15 protein-coding genes are annotated in these 19,358 nt (G+C 57.8%); 14 read left to right on the top strand and 1 reads right to left on the bottom strand.

Features of this window, described 5'->3' with window-relative positions:
* The first annotated feature begins 88 nt into the window (after positions 1–88).
* The 14 genes from Q1J88_RS08125 to guaA all read left to right on the top strand — a co-directional run bounded on the left by Q1J88_RS08125 (position 89) and on the right by guaA (position 17,418).
* The gene (locus Q1J88_RS08125) at positions 89–352 is read left to right on the top strand and encodes a hypothetical protein (RefSeq protein ID WP_301117119.1); all 264 of its coding nucleotides are present in this window, start codon (positions 89–91) and stop codon (positions 350–352) included.
* Complete coding sequence (locus Q1J88_RS08120; protein WP_301117118.1) at positions 349–1,638, top strand: hypothetical protein; 1,290 nt, start codon at positions 349–351, stop codon at positions 1,636–1,638. Before Q1J88_RS08125 ends, Q1J88_RS08120 begins: the two co-directional genes overlap by 4 nt.
* Positions 1,635–2,396, top strand: a complete 762-nt coding sequence (locus Q1J88_RS08115) for a TadE family protein (protein ID WP_301117117.1) — start codon at positions 1,635–1,637, stop codon at positions 2,394–2,396. The genes Q1J88_RS08120 and Q1J88_RS08115 overlap by 4 nt, the downstream gene beginning before the upstream one ends.
* Positions 2,393–3,142 carry a hypothetical protein gene (locus tag Q1J88_RS08110; protein ID WP_301117116.1) on the top strand — a complete coding sequence of 250 codons (750 nt, stop codon included), beginning with the start codon at positions 2,393–2,395 and terminating at the stop codon, positions 3,140–3,142. The genes Q1J88_RS08115 and Q1J88_RS08110 overlap by 4 nt, the downstream gene beginning before the upstream one ends.
* A gap of 89 nt (positions 3,143–3,231) precedes the next feature.
* Positions 3,232–4,188 (top strand): Flp pilus assembly protein CpaB, encoded by a 957-nt coding sequence (gene cpaB, locus Q1J88_RS08105; RefSeq protein WP_301117115.1) that lies wholly within the window; start codon positions 3,232–3,234, stop codon positions 4,186–4,188.
* Between the two features lie 10 nt (positions 4,189–4,198).
* Positions 4,199–5,620, top strand: a complete 1,422-nt coding sequence (locus Q1J88_RS08100) for a pilus assembly protein N-terminal domain-containing protein (protein ID WP_301117114.1) — start codon at positions 4,199–4,201, stop codon at positions 5,618–5,620.
* A complete protein-coding gene (locus Q1J88_RS08095) occupies positions 5,581–7,323 on the top strand; it encodes an ATPase, T2SS/T4P/T4SS family (RefSeq protein ID WP_301117113.1) in 1,743 nt (580 codons plus the stop codon). Before Q1J88_RS08100 ends, Q1J88_RS08095 begins: the two co-directional genes overlap by 40 nt.
* Positions 7,320–8,165: a type II secretion system F family protein gene (locus tag Q1J88_RS08090; protein ID WP_301117112.1), complete on the top strand. Its 846-nt coding sequence runs from the start codon at positions 7,320–7,322 to the stop codon at positions 8,163–8,165. The genes Q1J88_RS08095 and Q1J88_RS08090 overlap by 4 nt, the downstream gene beginning before the upstream one ends.
* Positions 8,166–8,175: 10 nt before the next feature.
* Positions 8,176–9,042, top strand: a complete 867-nt coding sequence (locus Q1J88_RS08085) for a type II secretion system F family protein (protein ID WP_301117111.1) — start codon at positions 8,176–8,178, stop codon at positions 9,040–9,042.
* Between the two features lie 62 nt (positions 9,043–9,104).
* The gene (locus tag Q1J88_RS08080) at positions 9,105–9,464 is read left to right on the top strand and encodes a DUF192 domain-containing protein (protein WP_301117110.1); all 360 of its coding nucleotides are present in this window, start codon (positions 9,105–9,107) and stop codon (positions 9,462–9,464) included.
* A gap of 119 nt (positions 9,465–9,583) precedes the next feature.
* Positions 9,584–10,147: a transcription elongation factor GreB gene (greB, locus tag Q1J88_RS08075; RefSeq protein WP_301117109.1), complete on the top strand. Its 564-nt coding sequence runs from the start codon at positions 9,584–9,586 to the stop codon at positions 10,145–10,147.
* Positions 10,148–10,214: 67 nt separating this feature from the next.
* On the top strand, positions 10,215–14,267 hold the full coding sequence (purL, locus tag Q1J88_RS08070) for a phosphoribosylformylglycinamidine synthase (protein ID WP_301117108.1): 4,053 nt from the start codon (positions 10,215–10,217) through the stop codon (positions 14,265–14,267).
* Positions 14,268–14,303: 36 nt separating this feature from the next.
* Positions 14,304–15,764 carry an IMP dehydrogenase gene (gene guaB / locus Q1J88_RS08065; protein ID WP_301117107.1) on the top strand — a complete coding sequence of 487 codons (1,461 nt, stop codon included), beginning with the start codon at positions 14,304–14,306 and terminating at the stop codon, positions 15,762–15,764.
* Positions 15,765–15,831: 67 nt separating this feature from the next.
* Entirely contained in the window at positions 15,832–17,418 is a 1,587-nt protein-coding gene (gene guaA, locus Q1J88_RS08060) for a glutamine-hydrolyzing GMP synthase (RefSeq protein WP_301117106.1), read from the top strand.
* Positions 17,419–17,644: 226 nt separating this feature from the next.
* Here guaA and Q1J88_RS08055 read toward each other — a convergent pair.
* Positions 17,645–19,358 (bottom strand): DUF2075 domain-containing protein (locus Q1J88_RS08055; RefSeq protein ID WP_301117105.1); only part of this gene is annotated, 1,714 nt, incomplete at its 5' end.

The following is a 19,358-nucleotide window of genomic DNA, read 5'->3' as shown; positions in this document are numbered from 1 at the left end:
TATTGATCCGTGTCGGTATGTGCGAATTGTGGCCCTGTCGCCAGATAGTCAAACTTTGTCTACGGATTTGACTTGACAGGAGAGGACCATGCAAGCGGGCGTATGGCAGCGTGGCCAGGGTATGACCGAATACATCATCATCGTCGCCTTGGTCGCTGTTGCAGCTATTGCTGTTTATCAATTGTTTGGGCAGGTCGTGCGTTCTCAAACGGCGGCCATGGCACGCGAACTGGCAGGAGAAGACGGCAGCGCGCAAAGTCAGGCGGCACAGGCGGCTGCCGGATTGGCGGTGGGGCAGACCGAAACAAAAACTCTCCAGTCCTTTACCGGTAACGCCGGAGTCGGACAATGATTCCGCAATCTCAACAAGGGCAGGCCCTGATCTGGGGAGTCCTGCTTGTCACCGTTGCATCACTGGTTCTGATCCGATATTTTGCGGCTGGGCAGATGGTCGCTGCCAAAGTCCGTCAATTGCATGGAATCGATGCAGCTGCATACAGTGGGGCGCTTGTACAAGCACGCGCGTTGAACATGCTTGCCTTGCTCAATCGGACGCAGATTGCACATCAGGTAGCGATGGCACATCTGGTAACGCTTGGAAGCTGGGCGTCTCTGGGGGCCACACAGTCTCGTCAGGCTTCTGTCGGGAACCCCCCGAAATACTTGATATCGATGCTGTTTGGCACTGCCCATGGTTCTGCGTATGCGGCATCGACTCGCGCTTCAGGGCTTGACTCCCTGGTCAGATCGCCAGGGCAGTTGGCGCGGGCCTATGCAGAGCATGATCACATCGTTCACACAGTGCTTGGGACCGTGCAGCATGACCTGGTTTCCAGCTTGCAGGCTGCGCGCGACCTTGCCATGAACCAAGTGTTGTCCCGTCACTATGATGGCGCTCCATTTCAACTTGAAATAACTCACGACGATTGGCCGGGATCCGTGCGATTGCATTCCGGCCGCTCCATGCTCGCACCCGTTGTTCGGCAGGTCGCCGGGCGCTTCGCCTTTCTCGACCCGCGCAACCACACTGCGCGAAATCCATGGGCGGTGCAGGTGCGTTGTCCCACGCGACGGCATGAACTGCGCCGTCGCGGCCAGACACAGCTGGATGATGCGGGTGTATGGCAATCGATTGATACGCAGTCCTTTCATGCACTGCGGTCAAATCGATGGATTGGTTGCTACTTCCGCGAATATGCGATGGGATGGGGCTGGATTCCTACCGCAAGGTCTCAGACCATTGACGCCCCTCACGTCGATGACCCGCCGGAAAACTTCTCTTCCCAGGATTTTTGGCGGTGGGTACAGGAAGCAACCAGCTGGGACATTTTTTCCGGCGACGCCAATCCTCTTGCGAACTCACATGCTCGGGCAAACAGGTCAAGATGGAGCTCGGCGGGCTTACCCAATTTTTACGACGTGAGCGCTCAGGAAACCGGCGAAGTATTAAGGTTCAGTGCGATGCTGCGTCGCACGGGTCCTGAAGGCATTCCGATCACTACAAGCAGTGCCGCCGAAACGTATTTCTATCGACCTGACAAACGTCAAGATGGTGGTGTCGAGTTGCCGAACCTGTTCCAGCCGTTCTGGCAGGCGCGCCTCTCACCAGTTTCCGCCACACAGGGGTCGCCAAGATGAATCTGACTGACCGTTGGCGGGCGCAGCTGCAAGATGGGCAGGCGGTTGTAGAAGCCATGATCACCCTGGCAGTTCTGATGCTTGTCCTGACAGCGGTGTCCTGGCTTGGCCGCTACCAGGATATTGCGCTTCAGGCGTCTCATGCGAGCCGGTATGCGGCTTTCGCAACGACCCGGGCCCAGCCGCAGGCTCCCGGTGCAATCTGGCATGACTACTTTGGGGCACCGGACCATCGATGGTCCGATCGGCGTGGCCGGTTATTGCTCGAAAGCGAACGTCAGCTCGCTATTCAGATCAATCGCGACGAGAAGCTTTCGCCTTTGGCACAACCCGGGCAGATGGGCGCGGACACCAAGGTGTTGCGCGAGCAATGGTCTGTTGCCGACGAGGGCATTGTCGATGCTCGGGCCAGTGTCGCCTTCTTCTCCCGCGGCACCTATGGAGTATCCCGTGAAGGTTTATTCGGAGCGGGGCTGCGAGAATTCGATGCGGCGTATCCCACACTGGTTCGTCATACCGCCATTCTGACTGGCGTGGGTCACGCTTCCAGCGCTGAACATGCACAGCAACGCGTGGGTGATTCTGCGCGAGCGTGGGGTGATGCGTCGAGCGACTCGTATCGCCTGGCGAATCAGATTCAAACTGTCATGAACCCAGTCGATGCGGGCTGGGGCAGGGCCAGGCCTGCTGAGGAATGGTTGCGTGCCTGGATCGACGTCGTGCCCGAACATCATCGCCTTTATGGAGATCAGCCATGAAACCGAGTTCTCGAGTTACCCGAATGCTGAAGCGGGTCAGATCAGCCAAGCAGGTGCAACGCTTCGCCTTTGCAGTAAGAGGCATTCCGTTCGCCATGGCGGGTTTGTCTTTGCTTGCCGCAAAAAGTGCCATCGCGCTCCCCAGCACTGAAATGTCGTTTCCGCACGCCAAGACACCATCTTTTCTTTGGTACGAGCCAATCGAAATGCAAGTTTCCGGGGTGCCTGTTGTGGTTAGAGGATTCACTGCTGACTTGACATTGGAGGACGCGGCGCGCCTCATGGCGCGGCACCGTGGTCACTTCCAACGCGTTACTACGTTGCCCGGCAGCATTTTGCTGTCCGGTGTGCACGGAGGCCGCCATTGGGTGGCGCAACTTGATTCTGGGCAGGGGCGGATAAAAGGCATGGTCTCCGCCTTGCCGCTTGATGTGAAAAGCATTCCCCAAGAGCGAAGCGCTGGTGTTTTGACACCGTGGCTCACACATAACGCCAGCTTGGTTTTTGCGCAGTCGTCCCGTATCGGTAATCGCCCGGTCAATCAGAGCGTGCACCGTCCCGTTCAATCTCTTGACACGTTTCTTGGATCCATGGACCTGTATTTGCAACGGTCGGGCTGGAGTCGGGCCGGCGCTCATTCGTGGATCCATGATGAGCCTGGCGCCGGCGACTATCCACGAAGTATCGACGTAAACCCTGTTGTGAAAGGTTCAGAAGCGTTTGTCTTTGTCAGCCAGTCAGGCTGAGCTTTGGCGGTGGCCGGGGCGCGTGTGCTGGTTCGCCCCAATCCTGGTTGCCGTTCATTGGCCCCGTCAAAGGTTTCGGGAGGGTTCCCATGAGGTTTCCATTTGATAGACAGTCCGCGATTATGCTTGGCATTGCGCTTGTGGCCGGAATGCTCGCCATGTGGGGAGCCCGCCAGCATATTCAAGGTCGTATCCAGCAAATTGAAGCTCGGGCCAAAGTGCCGACCGTACAACGTATTGTTGCGGCTAGAGATCTGCCCGCCGGCGTGCGACTACGGCCCGAACACTTGGCCGTGCGCAGCTTTCCCGCTGAAGTCACATCAAGCGACAGCCTGTCTCCTGAAGGTCTGGCTGCGATAGACGGACGCCTGCTTAGAGCACCGCTGAGGGCCGGCGACGTACTACTGCCCATACATGCGGCAAGCGAAAAGGGTGCACCATTTTCGTCCAGACTGGGTGAGGGCAGGCGTGCGATCACCATGCCCATCGATGCCATCAACTCCGCGTCCGGCTTACTTGAGCCCGGTGACCTGATTGATCTGTACGTATCGTTTGATTATCAGCGCAGGCGAATCACGGCCCCATTACTGCAAGGTGTGCTCGTCCTGGCCACCGGCACCTCTACCGAGGGCGGCGCCGGACACGAAGGGCAGGGGTACTCAACCGTCACACTTGATACCGCTCCTGAAGATGCAATCAAGCTCGTAGCGGCCAGACAAAGCGGCTCTCTTACAGCATTACTGCGACGTTCAGATGACGGTACTCCAACGCAGCGCGCTTCGCGGGGCGACCTGGCAAGCCTTATCGGGGTATCGCAGGGCACGCCGATCTCGCAGCCGCCACGCCGTGCGCCAGTTATTTACGGTGATAGACCTGTACGGCGACTAGCGGGATTACGCCCCAATTCCGACGTCGCGCCCACGACGGGCATGTTTGATCTGCCCGACGTCCCTCCACTTGTCAGTGCCTGGCTCGCCGCTCAGGAGTCCATGCAAGGCACCGAGCTCGGCGAGGAGATCACCGACGCTGGACTGACCGATGATTAACGAGGATGGCATGGCAAGGAAACACTATGCGCTGCACTGGCTTCGAATTGCTCTCCTTGGTCTGAGCGCTGTCGCCGCCGGAAACGTCTGGGGGGGTGAAAGCGAGTTTATTACCTTGCAGGTAGGAGAGGTCCGTGTGCTTGCAATTCCGGATGTGGCCCGGGTTGCTGTAGGTGACGGCAAGGTAGTCAACGCCATCACCACAGAAGAAAAAGAAGTCATCGTCTTTGCACGGGGTGAGGGTTCCACGGTCGTCCAGGTGTGGTCCGAGGATGGCATGCGTCGCAGATACGATGTTGAGGTAGCGCCGGAAGGGGCACGGCGAATGCAGCAAGAGTTGCGGGCTGTACTCGAGCGAATTCCACAGACACGCGTAACGAGTGTCGGAGACAAACTCATCGTGGAAGGTGATGACTTGTCAGATTCCGATCGTGAACGGCTTGCCCAGTTGGCGCAGCGCTACCCTCAACTGCTTGACCTCACGGGTCAGATAGGCTGGGACAGCATGGTGTTGCTGGACGTTCAGGTGGTAGAGGTACCTCGAAGCCAATTGCAAGAGCTTGGTGTGCGCTGGAACGGCGAGACAGATGGTGGCCTGTTTGCCGGCTTGGCATGGGACGGTGGAACGCGGCGGCTGGATCAGCGCCCCGGAGTCGGGGCTGAAGCGGCACCGATGCCGGTGCCCGGAATCGCTGCACCCATGGCAGGCTATTTTGGAATCAACACCCTGCTGTCCGCTCGCATCAATGCGATGGCGCAGACGGGTACCGCGGTTGTGCTGGCACAACCCCAACTGCTTGCAAGAAGCGGAGCGACGGCCGAGTTTCTGGCCGGCGGCGAGGTGCCATATTCAACCGTAGATGCCAACGGCAATACAAATACGGCATTCAAACCCTATGGGGTCTCGCTGCGAATCACTCCACAAATTGAACGCAATGGGGCGGTCCGGTCACATATCGAGGTTGAGGTCAGCTCTATCGATAGTGCGCTATCGGTGCCCAATGGTCCATCACTCAAGACCCGACGCGCGTCAACCGAGTTCAACGTGCGTTCCGGCCAGACCCTGGTAATGGCCGGCTTCCTTTCCCGCGATGAATCCCGTAATGTCAGTAAGGTTCCCGGTCTCGGAGACGTGCCCGTGCTGGGTCGGCTGTTCAGTTCGACGAAGTTTCAGCATGCCGAAACCGAGCTGGCAATATTCGTCACCCCGGTTGTCGTCTCCGCCGATCATCCCGATCTGCAGGAAAGGGTGAGGAAAGGCCGAGAAATCTTGCAAGACACGTTTCGTGCTCCCGAAGTGCTTAATGTGCCCGTGCGAGACCTCAAGTCTCTTCCCAAGCCGATTGCAGATGGTTCACCGAGCTGGAATCCGTATTCAGGGCCAGGCTCGCAATGGTTACAGGAACCCACTCAGGGAGGGCGGACGTGGTAGAGCTTGAACTCGAATACGAGGACGGTACCGTCGAGCAACGTGCTGTCGAGCTTCCGCTTGATATTGGTCGTTCGCCCGCATGCGGCTTGCAAGTCGCGGCCTGGCGGGTGGGCAAACGCCATGCTCGGATAGCTCAGGGTCCCGATGGTCCATTCATTGACGATCTGGGTGCTCTTAGCGGCACATCAGTCAATGGACGAAGAATCAGTCATTACGGGCCGCTATTACCCGGAGACGAAATTGTCATTGGTCCGTGTCTGATGCGAGTGAGGCGCTGTCAGGAAAGTCATCCACCGTCCCGCACCGAAGGTGCTCTGAATGCCAAAAGTGTCGCCGACGATGCGGGTCCGACCAGCGCAATAAATTCCTCCGCGGCAGACCCTCCTGCACTCGACGAACTGAATCGGCGACTGCCTCATCGAAAGCGATTGCAGCGCGAACTGTTGAAAGCGCTGGATTTGCGGCGACGTGATGTTGTGATGCTAAGCGACTCTGCGCTTCGTAATGAAGCTTGCCAGGTCATGACTGACATTATCCATAACGACCCCGATCTGCCCGTCGACATGGATCGTTCAACATTGCTGGCCGAGGTCGTTGACGAAGCTGTAGGTCTGGGGCCGCTCGAGCCTCTGCTTGCTGATGTCACCATTACCGAGATCATGGTCAATCGGCACGACGAGATTTTCGTCGAGTCTGGCGGATGCATACATCGTCATCCTTCGGGATTCAGCAGCGAACAGGCAGTTCTGGGCGTAATCGAACGAATCATATCGCCTTTAGGCCGTCGTATAGACGAGAGCTCGCCGATGGTGGATGCACGGCTTCAAGACGGATCAAGAGTGAACGCGGTGATTCCACCCGTCGCACTACGCGGGGCGAGTCTGACCATTCGCAAGTTCCCCGTACGGCGCCCTTCCATGCACGATCTTGTTGAAGTGGGCGCACTGGCACCTTTCATGCGCGAATTTCTTGCCGTCTGTGTCAAGCAGCGCAAGAACATCATTGTGTCCGGCGGGACGGGCTCCGGCAAAACCACCTTGCTGAATGTTCTCTCGAATTGCATACCCGAGGGTGAACGAATCGTTACTATCGAGGATGCCGCCGAGCTGAAGCTCGATCACGCGCACCTGGTAACGCTCGAAGCACGTCCGCCCAATCTTGAAGGCCGGGGCGCCATTCAGATTCGCGACCTGGTGCGCAACGCGCTGCGCATGCGGCCAGACCGCATCGTTGTGGGCGAATGTCGTGGCGGCGAGGCGTTTGACATGCTGGCCGCCATGAACACCGGCCATGAGGGTTCCTTGACCACTTTACACGCCAACAGTCCGCGCGATGCATTGGCCAGGTTGGAAACCATGATATTGATGGCCGGCATGGATCTTCCGTTGGCGGCAGTTCGCGAACATATCGCGGCCAGCATAGACCTGATCGTTCAGCAGGTGCGATCCAGTGACGGTCGACGTTACATCGACGCCATCGTTGAAGTTTGCGGGATGGAAAGCGGCCGTATTCAGCTTCAGCCACTGTTTTCTTACGAGGCCGGTCCCGTTCCGGCATTTGTCGGCTGCGGAGTCATGCCCGACTTCTTTGCGCGGGATGGTGGCGGGTTCGCGAATCTGGATGCTTCGATGTTTGGGCTTCGATATGAAATCCATAGTACGAGAACCAGCTTCGAGCCAATGGCCGGGCAGGGTTCGGCATGATAGCGCTCTTTCTGGCGTGCTCTTTGATCGCTGCTGCCATATTCATCTGGTTGCTGCAGCGCTGGCTGCCGCTGTGGCTGGCTCACTACCGGAATGTCTTTACTGACACCGCCCATAACAGTCTTGGTGAGTTTTTTCTGTTCCTTGATCCTTCAAGCCTGTGGCGGGTCAATTTGTTTTCTTGTTGTGGAATATTCTTGTTGGCGTACGTGTTGTCGGGCTCGCCGGCGATCGCGATAATCGGGGCAGCAGCTGTGCTGACTGCGCCCCGGTGGCTGCTTCGATTCCTGCGGCGCAGGCGTCGCGAGCAATTCGAACAGCAGCTCCCCGATATGTTGCTTGCGATGGCTGGGGCGCTGCAGGCAGGTTCAAGCATTCAAACTGCCCTGCGCCACATCGTCCCCGAAACTCCGGCGCCCCTGTCCCAGGAATTCGGCCTGGTCCTTCGAGAGCAGCGCATGGGAGTTCCATTCGCGCAGGCGCTGCTGAATCTATACGAACGCATGCCATGTGAGGGTAGCGGCCTGGTTGTCTCTTCTTTGAACATAGCCCTGCATAACGGAGGCAATCTCGCCGAAACATTAGAGCGTGTTGCGACGACAATCCGTGCCCGTACCCGGCTCAAGGCCCGCGTGGCTGCGCTCACTTCCCAAGGCCGGCTGCAGGCCTGGATCATGGTCAGCCTGCCACTGGCTCTGGCTCTTGTACTGAATCATCTCGACCCTTATGCGATGGCTCATCTATGGCATTCGTCCGTCGGGTGGATCGTGCTGACTGTCATAGCAATACTTGAAGTGATCGGGATTTTTCTGATTCGTCGAATTGTCGACATACAGGTCTAGGAGATGGCTGGTGCTGTTCTGGATGAGTAGCGGCCTGGCCGGCCTGTCTCTATGTTGCGTGATGTGGGTGTTGATCAAACCCGCTCAGGGGGCAAAGAGGGCTCCTGAGCATGTGCGACACTGGGGTATGCGCCTCATCTGGCCCTGGATCGACGCGCTTGCATCAGCAGTTTCTCCCTGGCTGTCGTGGCACGCGCGAAAGGCATTCGAACAACGCGTGCAGCACGCAGGCCTGACCGCATCCTGGAGGCCCGAGCATCTGGCGGCCACGCAACTGATGGCCGGCGCCTTCGGGGCAGTGGGTAGCTTGAGCGTCGCAATGTTGCTCGCACTGGAACTCGTGCAAATGGTGTTGCCGGTATCAGCCATTGCGCTACTGGCCGCCTGGTTGCCGTGGCGCAAGCTGGCAGACCTCGCAGACCGACGCCGTCGCATGATGCGAAGGGAGTTTCCCTTCATGTTGGACATGGCAACTTTGTGCGTCGAAGCGGGGCTCAGCTTGCAAGGCGCTCTCCACGAGGCGGCGCGGCATGGGCCGCCTGGCCCACTGCGAGATGAACTTCGCCTTGCTTTGGCAGATATGCGCACCGGCGTTGTCAGACACGAAGCCTTGTCCAGATGGGCCCAGCGCACCGGCCTGTCAGAAGTCCGGCAACTGGCCACCGCACTGGCGCAAGCCGACCAGTTGGGAATGAGCTTGGGGCCAATGTTGCGCGCGCAATCGGAACAGCGCCGTAATGAACGTTTTCTGCGGGCCGAAAAGCTGGCACTGGAGGCACCTGTCAAGATGCTGTTTCCTTTAGTTTGCTGCATTTTTCCCTGTACCTTCCTGATCATCGGGTTTCCGATAGCTGTCAAACTTTTCGAGGCGATGTAGTCGTGGAGGTACGGCCAGAAAAGTGCGCTTCAGCCGCATATCAAAGGCAAGACGCCTGGCCGATGACTGGCAGGGCGCGTGAAAGCGCGCCCGAGTTACGCTTGAGAAGGGCAAGCTCGGTTTGGAGTCGCGCTGTGGGTTTATTGGCGGGCCAAAGGCTTGGCGATAGCGAAGGGCTGTGGATCAATCCTTGCATGGCGGTTCACACAATAGGCATGCGGTTTCCTATCGACGTCGTATTTCTTGATCGTCATCAGGCTGTCATACGGGTAGTAGCAAACTTGCCGCCATACCGGTTTGCCATTTGCTGGAGGGCATCGTCGGTGGTCGAGTTGCCGGCTAATTATTGTGCGAGACACAAGAATTATGCTGCGGCAATTACGCGGGCTATCTGCCTCGCTGAGCGACGCCAGCCTGTTTAGTGACCGCAGCATGCGCATAGCAAGCTGTCCGCAATTCGATCTTCCTGCCGGCATTGCTAGAATAGGCCAATGAGTTCCACCATCGGCTGCGGCCGACCCAGTTTCTTTTCTGTACAGCCATGAGTAAAGCCTTTGTCAAAGAGTCGGACCACGACGATGACGACGATCTTGGTCCCGAGGCGCCGCCGTTACCGGCGGGGGCCAAAAACTACATGACCACCCAGGGCTATGCGCGTCTGCGCGCTGAGCTCGAGCACTTGATGAACGAAGAGCGCCCATCGGTAGTGCAGGTTGTCTCGTGGGCGGCATCAAACGGTGACCGCTCGGAGAACGGCGATTATCTCTATGGCAAGAAACGCCTGCGTGAAATCGACCGGCGAATTCGCTTTTTGACCAAGCGCCTGGAACTTGCCGAAGTTGTCGACCCCTCACAGCAACCGAACAAGGATCAGATATTTTTCGGCGCGACCGTGGTGTACTCCGACAAGGAAGGTGAAGAGTTCACCGTCACGATCGTGGGCGTGGACGAGGCTGAACCCTTACAAGGGCGGATCAGCTGGATTTCGCCGGTGGCGCGAGCCATTACCAAGGCGAGGGTGGGGGACACGGTTACCTTGCGCACACCGGCGGGTATCGACGAGCTGGATATTCTTGAGATTCACTACCCGGAGGCGGAATCTTAGCCGAGCTGGGCGGAACCCGTTAAAATAAGGGATTCCCCTTATTTTTCCCCATTTTCGCCCTCTGATCGTGACTTCCATCCAGCATTTTCCAGGTTCCTTGGTCCTGTCGCCGTTTCGTCGCGAGCGACTGTTAAAACAATTTGCCGAGCTGGATCTTCCAGTTGCCGATATTCAGGGGCGATACGAGCATTTTGCCTGGCTCGCCAGCGACCTCGACCCTGCCGAACTCGAAAAGCTGGGTACGCTGCTGGATTACGGTGTTCCAGTTGTTCCGGGCAAGGAAGATCGACACGCGCTGACCCTGCGGGTTATTCCACGCCTCGGAACGGTTTCGCCTTGGGCCAGTAAAGCTACCGATATCGCGCACAATTGTGGCCTGGCAAAAGTCAAGCGCATAGAGCGCGGCATTTGCTACACCATCAAGCCAAAGCGAGGCCTGTTGGGTGCGCAAACCATTGATGCTGCCCAACTCGAAAAGATTGCAGCCTGCTTGCACGACCGCATGACCGAAACCGTCGTTGACGAGCGTTTTGACGGCGCTGCCCTGTTTGCGTCCTTGCCCGGCAAGGCCATGCAAATCATCGACGTCATGGGTTCCGGTGTACGTGCGCTCGAAGAGGCCAACCGCAATCTTGGACTGGCACTTTCTGACGACGAAATCGAATACCTCGATCAGTCTTTCCGCCAACTTGGGCGCAATCCCACCGACGTAGAACTGATGATGTTCGCCCAGGCCAATAGCGAACATTGCCGGCACAAGATCTTTAACGCCAGCTGGGTGATCGACGGGGTGCAGCAGCCCAACACCTTGTTTGGCATGATCCGCGAAACGCACGCTGCCCAGCCCGAAGGCACCATCGTTGCCTATTCGGACAACGCTGCGATTATGGCTGGCGGCCCCACACGAATTTTTCACGCCGGCGCGCCTGATGCGTCGAGCGAGCAGGGCGGGGCGGTGTACGCCGGTCACGACGTCGTCATGCATACCTTGATGAAGGTCGAGACGCACAACCATCCCACGGCGATCGCTCCGTTTCCGGGTGCTGCAACGGGTGCCGGCGGTGAAATTCGCGATGAAGGCGCCACAGGGCGTGGGTCCAAGCCCAAAGCAGGCCTGACTGGCTTTACAGTGTCGAACCTGAATTTTCCAGATGCTGTCGAGCCTTGGGAAAGTGATTCGCACGGCTTGCCGGACCGCATCGCGTCGCCGCTCGAAATTATGATCGACGGGCCCTTGGGAGGCGCGGCGTTCAATAACGAATTCGGGCGCCCGAACCTGCTGGGCTACTTCCGTAGTTACGAGCAAACGGCAGCGGGTACACGCTGGGGCTACCACAAGCCCATCATGATCGCCGGTGGCCTGGGGTCGATTGATCAACGTCTGACGCATAAAGACCCTATTCCTCCGGGCGCATTGCTGGTTCAACTGGGCGGGCCAGGCATGAGAATTGGCATGGGTGGTGGTGCGGCCTCGAGCATGAGTGTAGGTGCCAACAGCGCCGAGCTGGATTTTGATTCTGTTCAGCGCGGGAACCCCGAGATCGAGCGCCGTGCCCAAGAGGTCATTGATCGTTGCTGGCAGCAGGGCGAACAAAACCCCATTATTGCTATCCACGACGTCGGGGCAGGCGGGCTTTCGAACGCGTTTCCCGAGCTCGTCAACGATGCGGGCCGCGGCGCCATTTTTGAATTGACCCAAGTCCATCTGGAAGAGTCCGGGATGTCTGCGGCCGAGATCTGGAGCAACGAAGCGCAGGAGCGCTACGTACTGGCCATTTTGCCGCAGGACCTGGACCGATTCGCTGCCATTGCTGACCGCGAGCGTTGTCCGTATGCGGTGGTCGGGGTGGCGACAGAAGAACGGCAGCTTCGTGTCACGCTGGGCGAGGGCCTGCCGGGTGTCGAGCAAGCGCCCACAGATCAACCGCCACACGATCCACGCCCGGTGGACGTGCCCATCGATGTCATTCTGGGCAAGCCGCCTCGCATGACTCGCGACGTCAAACGCGTGCAGCTTGAACACGCGCCGGTAGACGTTGTGGGCATTTCACTGGACGACGCCATCGAGCGTGTATTGCGCCATCCAACTGTCGCCAACAAGACCTTCCTCATCACTATCGGAGACCGGACTGTCGGGGGCCTGACCAGCCGCGACCAGATGGTAGGCCCCTGGCAGGTGCCTGTGGCGGACGTAGCCGTAACGCTGGCCGATTACGAAGGTGTGCGCGGCGAAGCCATGGCTATGGGTGAACGCACCCCTCTGGCCGTTATCGACGGACCCGCCTCGGGGCGTATGGCCATTGCCGAAGCACTGACCAACCTGGTAGCGGCAGACGTGCGCTCGCTGAAGGACATCAAGCTGTCGGCCAACTGGATGGCGGCTTGCGGGGTAGATGGCCAGGACGCCGTGCTGTACGACACGGTTTCAGCGGTAAGCCAGTGGTGTCAGGCCCTGGAGCTCTCGATACCGGTCGGCAAGGATTCCTTGTCGATGCGCACTACTTGGCAGAACGAGGAAGGTGATCGCGAAGTCATTTCGCCTGTCTCGTTGATTGTCACGGCCTTTGCGCCGGTTGGCGATGTTCGCTTGACCCTCACGCCTCAGCTTCGCACGGATGCCGGCGATACCACGCTGATCCTGATCGATCTTGGGCAAGGCCGCCACCGGCTGGGTGGATCGGTTCTGGCACAGGCATTCAATCAAACCGGGAACGCCGTGCCCGACATCGACGACGCGGCGATGCTTGTCTCGTTCTTCAAGGTAATTCGTGAGCTGGCCGATAAAGGCCACATACTGGCTTATCACGACCGGTCCGATGGTGGTCTGCTGGCGACTGTCGCTGAAATGGCATTCGCGGGCAGGGTCGGCGTTTCGATCAATATCGATATGCTTACCATTGACCCCCACGCTGCAGATTGGGGCGACTACAAGATTCGTCCGGAGCAGGTAGCGGTCCAGCGCGACGAGCTAAGCCTGAAGGCGCTGTTTGCGGAAGAGGCCGGCGCCGTGATTCAGGTGCCGCTCGCGCAGCGTGACGTGGTCATGCAAACCCTGCGCGAAGCGGGCCTGTCGGTGCATTCTCACGTCATTGGCAGCCTCAATAAATCGGACGAAATACAGGTATACCGTGACGGCAAATGCATCTATGCCAAGCCGCGCGTAGAGCTGGCACAGTATTGGAGCGAAGTCAGTCGCCGCATCATGGCGCTACGTGACAATCCCGCTTGTGCCCAGGCCGAGTTCGATGTATGGGCCAACGCCGAGGACCCGGGTTTTTCGCCGGTCGTGAACTTTGATCCGCAAGAAGATGTTGCGGCACCGTTCATCGCCACTGGCAAGCGTCCCCGTGTGGCGATCCTGCGAGAGCAAGGGTGTAATAGTCAGGTCGAGATGGCGTGGGCTTTTGACAAGGCGGGCTTTGAAGCCGTTGATGTTCACATGACCGATCTGCTTTTGGGCCGCGTCACCCTGGACAGCATGCAGGGTTTGGTTGCCGTGGGGGGGTTCAGCTACGGCGATGTCCTGGGTGCAGGCGAAGGGTGGGCGCGCACCATCCGGTTTAATCCCCGGTTGTCCGATCAGTTTTCCACTTACTTCCAGCGGGCCGATACGTTTGCTCTTGGGGTGTGCAATGGGTGCCAGATGATGGCGACCCTGGCAGACATGATTCCTGGTGCTTCGCACTGGCCTCGCTTTACACGTAATCTTTCCGAGAAATACGAGGCGCGGCTTTCAATGGTTGAAATCGCAGATTCGCCGTCCTTGTTCTTGGCAGGCATGGCGGGAACCCGCGTGCCCATCGCCGTGGCGCACGGTGAAGGCTTTGCGGACTTCCAGTTGCAGGGAGATCAGAGCCGCGTCACGTCAGCCCTGCATTATGTCGATAACCAGGGAAAGCGCACCGAGGTGTATCCATACAATCCCAACGGCAGTCCGGACGGCCTGGCCGGCGTTACGACGGCCGACGGACGATTCACCGTGATGATGCCTCACCCAGAGCGGGTCACGCGTAATGTAATGATGTCATGGCACCCCGAGCGCTGGGGTGACCGCGACAGCGGAGGCGATGCCAGCCCATGGTTGCGGATGTTCCGCAACGCCAGGGTGTGGTTGGGATAAGCGTATAATCTTGCTTTGTGCACGGAGTTTTCGAGAATGCGGCTCATCAAAAAAGCACTGACCTTCGACGATGTGTTGTTGGTTCCTGCCTATTCCGAGGTCTTGCCTCGCGACACTTCTCTGCTTACGCAGTTCACCCGCGATATCACGCTAAATATTCCCCTGGTCTCGGCGGCGATGGACACCGTCACCGAGGCGCGCCTGGCCATTGCCATGGCCCAGGAAGGCGGTATTGGCATCATCCATAAAAATCTTACCGCCGACGAGCAGGCCCGCGAAGTGTCGCGCGTCAAGCGCCACGAGTTCGGCATTGTCATTGACCCGGTCACTGTCACGCCCACCATGAAGGTGCGCGACGCCATCGCCTTGCAGCGGCAGCATGGCATCTCCGGGTTGCCTGTTGTCGAGGGCGGCAAGCTGGTTGGCATAGTCACTAATCGCGACTTGCGATTCGAAGACCGCCTGGATGTGCCCTTGCGCGAAATCATGACACCGCAAGAGCGCCTGGTCACCATGGACGAAAGCGGAACACTTGATGAAGCCCAGGCGCTGATGCACAAGCACCGTCTTGAGCGTGTGCTGATCGTCAACAGCAATTTCGAATTGCGTGGCCTGGCCACGGTCAAGGACATCGTCAAGAACACCGAACACCCCATCGCCAGCAAAGATGCCCAGGGCCAGCTGCGCGTTGGCGCCGCGGTCGGCGTGGGCGAAGGCACCGAAGAGCGTGTCGAAAAACTCGCTGCGGCGGGTGTCGACGTGCTGGTGGTCGATACGGCACACGGTCATTCGGCCGGGGTTATCGAACGTGTCCGCTGGGTCAAGCAAAATTACCCGCGCATTCAGGTCGTGGGCGGCAACATTGCCACAGCCGAGGCAGCCCGCGCTCTGGTCGAGGCAGGTGCTGATGCTGTCAAGGTTGGAATTGGCCCCGGGTCCATCTGCACCACTCGTGTGGTTGCAGGTGTAGGCGTGCCCCAAATTACGGCAATTTCCGACGTGGCCGAAGCACTTGAAGGAACTGGTGTTCCGCTTATTGCTGACGGTGGCATCCGCTACTCGGGCGATGTGTCAAAAGCGCTGGCGGCCGGTGCTTCCACCTGCATGATGGGTGGGATGTTTGCGGGTACCGAAGAGGCCCCCGGCGACGTTGTCCTGTATCAGGGTCGTTCGTACAAGTCGTATCGCGGCATGGGCAGCGTAGGCGCCATGACAGACGGCTCTGCCGATCGCTACTTCCAGGACCCGGCCAATAACGCCGACAAACTTGTGCCCGAAGGTATCGAAGGCCGAGTGCCCTATAAGGGCAGTGTCATCGCCATCATTTACCAGCTTGTTGGGGGCATCCGTGCTTCGATGGGCTATTGTGGATGCCGCACCATCAGCGAAATGCGCAGCAAGGCTCAGTTCGTTGAAATCACCGCGGCGGGCGTACGCGAATCGCACGTACACGACGTGCAGATCACCAAGGAAGCGCCTAACTACCGGGCAGACTGAGTCGGCTTCACCATTTTCAGCACATCTTGCGCCACCTTCGGGTGGCGCTTCAAATAAGACAGCCATCATGCATCAGAAGATCCTCATACTAGATTACGGCTCGCAGGTCACCCAGCTGATTGCACGCCGCGTGCGCGAAGCAGGTGTGTATTGCGAAATTCATCCGGGTGATGTTGATGACGGCTTTATCAAAGAACAGCAGAACCTGCGTGGCATCATCCTGTCGGGCAGTCATGCATCGGCCTACGGTGATGGCTCGTTGCCGGTGCCTGCCGCGGTGTTCGAGCGTGGCGTTCCCGTGTTGGGCATTTGTTACGGCATGCAGGCCATGGCGCAACAATTGGGCGGCAAGGTAGAGTGGTCGGACAAGCGTGAATTCGGCTATGCCGAGGTACGTGCCCGCGGCCACACCCGCCTGCTCGAAGGGATAGAAGACTTCAGCACCACCGAGGGTTACGGCATGCTGAAAGTGTGGATGAGTCACGGTGACAAGGTCACCGAACTGCCCCCCGGCTTCAAGCTGATGGCCTCGACCGATTCGTGTCCCATTGCGGGCATGGCCGACGAAGAGCGCAACTTCTATGGCGTACAGTTTCATCCCGAAGTGACACACACCACGCAAGGCCAGGCCTTGCTTTCGCGTTTCGTTCACGAAATATGCGGCTGCGCAGGCGACTGGAACATGCCCGACTACGTCGAAGAGGCCGTGGCAGCCATACGTGAACAGGTTGGGGACGACGAAGTCATATTGGGCCTGTCGGGCGGTGTAGATTCTTCGGTGGCGGCTGCGCTCATTCATAAGGCCATCGGCGACCAATTGACCTGCGTATTTGTTGATCACGGGCTCTTGCGCCTGAACGAAGCCGAGCAGGTCATGAACACCTTTGGTGATCACTTCGGCATGAAGATCATCCACATCGATGCCACCGAACAGTTCATGAGCAAGCTGGCCGGCGTCACCGACCCCGAACAAAAGCGCAAGATCATTGGCAAGGAATTTGTTGAAGTATTCCAGGCCGAAGCCGGCAAACTGGCCAACGCCCGCTGGCTGGCCCAGGGCACCATCTACCCTGACGTGATCGAATCGGCCAGCGCCAAGACGGGCAAGGCTGTTGCCATCAAATCGCATCATAATGTTGGTGGTCTGCCCGATACGCTCAATCTGAAGTTGCTCGAGCCGTTGCGCGAGCTGTTCAAGGACGAAGTTCGAAAGTTGGGTGTCGCCCTGGGCCTGCCGCCTGCCATGGTCTATCGCCATCCGTTCCCCGGCCCAGGCCTTGGAGTGCGCATCCTGGGCGAGGTCAAGCACGAGTACGCTGAACTGCTGCGCAAGGCCGATGCCATCTTCATCGAAGAGCTCCGGCGCGCCGAAGACCCTGTCAGCGGCAAGAACTGGTACGACCTGACCTCGCAGGCGTTTGCCGTATTCCTGCCTGTCAAATCGGTAGGCGTCATGGGCGACGGCCGCACCTACGATTATGTGGTGGCATTGCGTGCCGTACAGACTTCAGATTTCATGACCGCCGATTGGGCCGAGCTTCCGTATTCTCTGCTGAAGAAGGTGTCGTCACGGATCATCAATGAAGTACGCGGGATTAACCGTGTGACCTACGATGTGTCGAGCAAACCGCCGGCGACGATTGAGTGGGAATGAGTCAAGTTTTATAACTGATTGATTCTGTCAGATAAAAAATGCCATTGATGATGTTGTTTTTATTATCAATGGCATTTTCATGGTGACTGACCGGCACGGCGAAGGAACTGCGATCAATACCATAACCGGATGAGTAAAGTCGGCATGGTATCGGGAGAACTCGATTAATTCGCTTGTCTCTAAACAATGTCGAGCGGCTAGTTAGACTGCGATTCGAGCGCAGAACTCATCCTTCCAGATCATCAAATCCACAATCTTTCAGGAAGTTATAGATAGCTTGGTAAACCGTGGGCGGGCGAGTCGCGTCCTCGTCAGAACCTTCTGGTACGAAAACCACCATACCTTGTCTGCCGCGGGTCAGCAGCACGCGATAGGCATTAGCGACATAAGCCTTGCGCTCTTCGTCATTCACAATTTGCCACCTTGTGCCCTTGAATTGTAGGGCCTGCCAATGGTCTCCCACGCGCCGATAATTGGCGTCCCAGCATAGGCAGGTCCAGTCCAACTCCAAACCCTGAATATCGAATTCAGTGGCGGCATCTTCAAGCGCATTTGATGAGCGTACATCGTCGTTCGGAGCCAAGAACCATTTGGCTGGTTCTATCTTGGATTTTACAAACACACCATGCGGCTTTAGGCGGGTGGCATTGGACGAGGCTAACAAACCCGCCCGTTCATTGCCGCGGCGTTTGGAACGAAGCCACTGTCGTGCACGATCAAGATCCCGTGTGATGTAGAGAGGGAAGTCAGCTAGCGTGCTCCTAACTCCATGTGCGGATTGTGCATCTCCTGCAATCACGTGGCCAACAAAATCAGATAGGCGCTCAGCTCGGAAAGATCGTATCGAAGTGGCCAAATGCAACGCGGGTGCAGAGACGCTTCCAGATAGCCGGCATGAATGGGCTAGAGTGTTGGGCAGGTATGTTTTCCAATGTGGAAATCTTTTCGCCAGCGCGTGGAGCCACTCCTCAATGCCCGCCTCACCGGTGTTAATCTCTTGGCCATTGCCCACGAGGCAAATGATCGCGCACCAGTCCTGATGCCGATCCATCACTGAAAGCAAAAATTCCGGTTCAGACATGGAAAAACCGAGCTGGCCCTTCTTCTGCTGCATGAACTTCGATGTCTGTTCAGCATTCCACGCACGCTGGGCCTCGTCAAATACGACGACCTTTTCCACTGGAGCTTCTTTAGAGACAAGTGCGTCGTCGCGGAAATGATGGATGTTTTGGATGAAGGCTGCTGCCCTGCGGTCTTCTTGCACCTTCGAGGAGCGGGTGCCGACTTCACGTGCTCTTGCCACGGCATCCAAGGCCAGCGCCTCACGCAAAACCTCCACCAAGGGGCCATTGCCCGAAAGAAAAACAGCATGTTCGTCGCTATGAGCCCTCTGGCGTGATGTGGCGAGATTGAGGCCTGCTAGCGTCTTGCCCGAGCCTGGAACACCTGTTATGAAACAGATAATCTTGCGTTTGTTCCGCTTGGCAGCCTCGATTGCGTTAGCCACATATTCTGCGGTTAGTGTAAGATTTTCGGCCCCAGCTTCAGAGCGAGAAATTTCTTCGACGGCATGTCCTTGATACAGGGCTTGAGCTGCTTCTACGATGGTGGGCGTCGGACGATAACGTCCAGCTTCCCATATAGATGCATGAATCGGGGAGCTATTGCGGATCAGACGTAAATGATGGATTGCTTGCAGTAGACCCGTGGAATTGACGCTCAAGGGCTGCGCTAGATCATCATCATCCCACTGAACATTTAGCTCATCATTGTGCGGAGCATGGGTGGCGACCAAAATTGGAACGATTGGCAGGCCATGACTGGTCTCGTGAAAATGCTTGAGATCTAGGCCATATCCGTAGACTTGGTTCAGGCTAGAGCGATCAAATTGCTTTGCACCGAGTTTGTACTCGATTACAAAAACGATGCCATTCGTTAGT

The sequence above is a fragment of the Pusillimonas sp. genome (assembly GCF_029263785.1).
Lineage (GTDB): Bacteria > Pseudomonadota > Gammaproteobacteria > Burkholderiales > Burkholderiaceae_B > Pusillimonas.
This window is presented reverse-complemented; position numbering and strand designations above follow the sequence as displayed.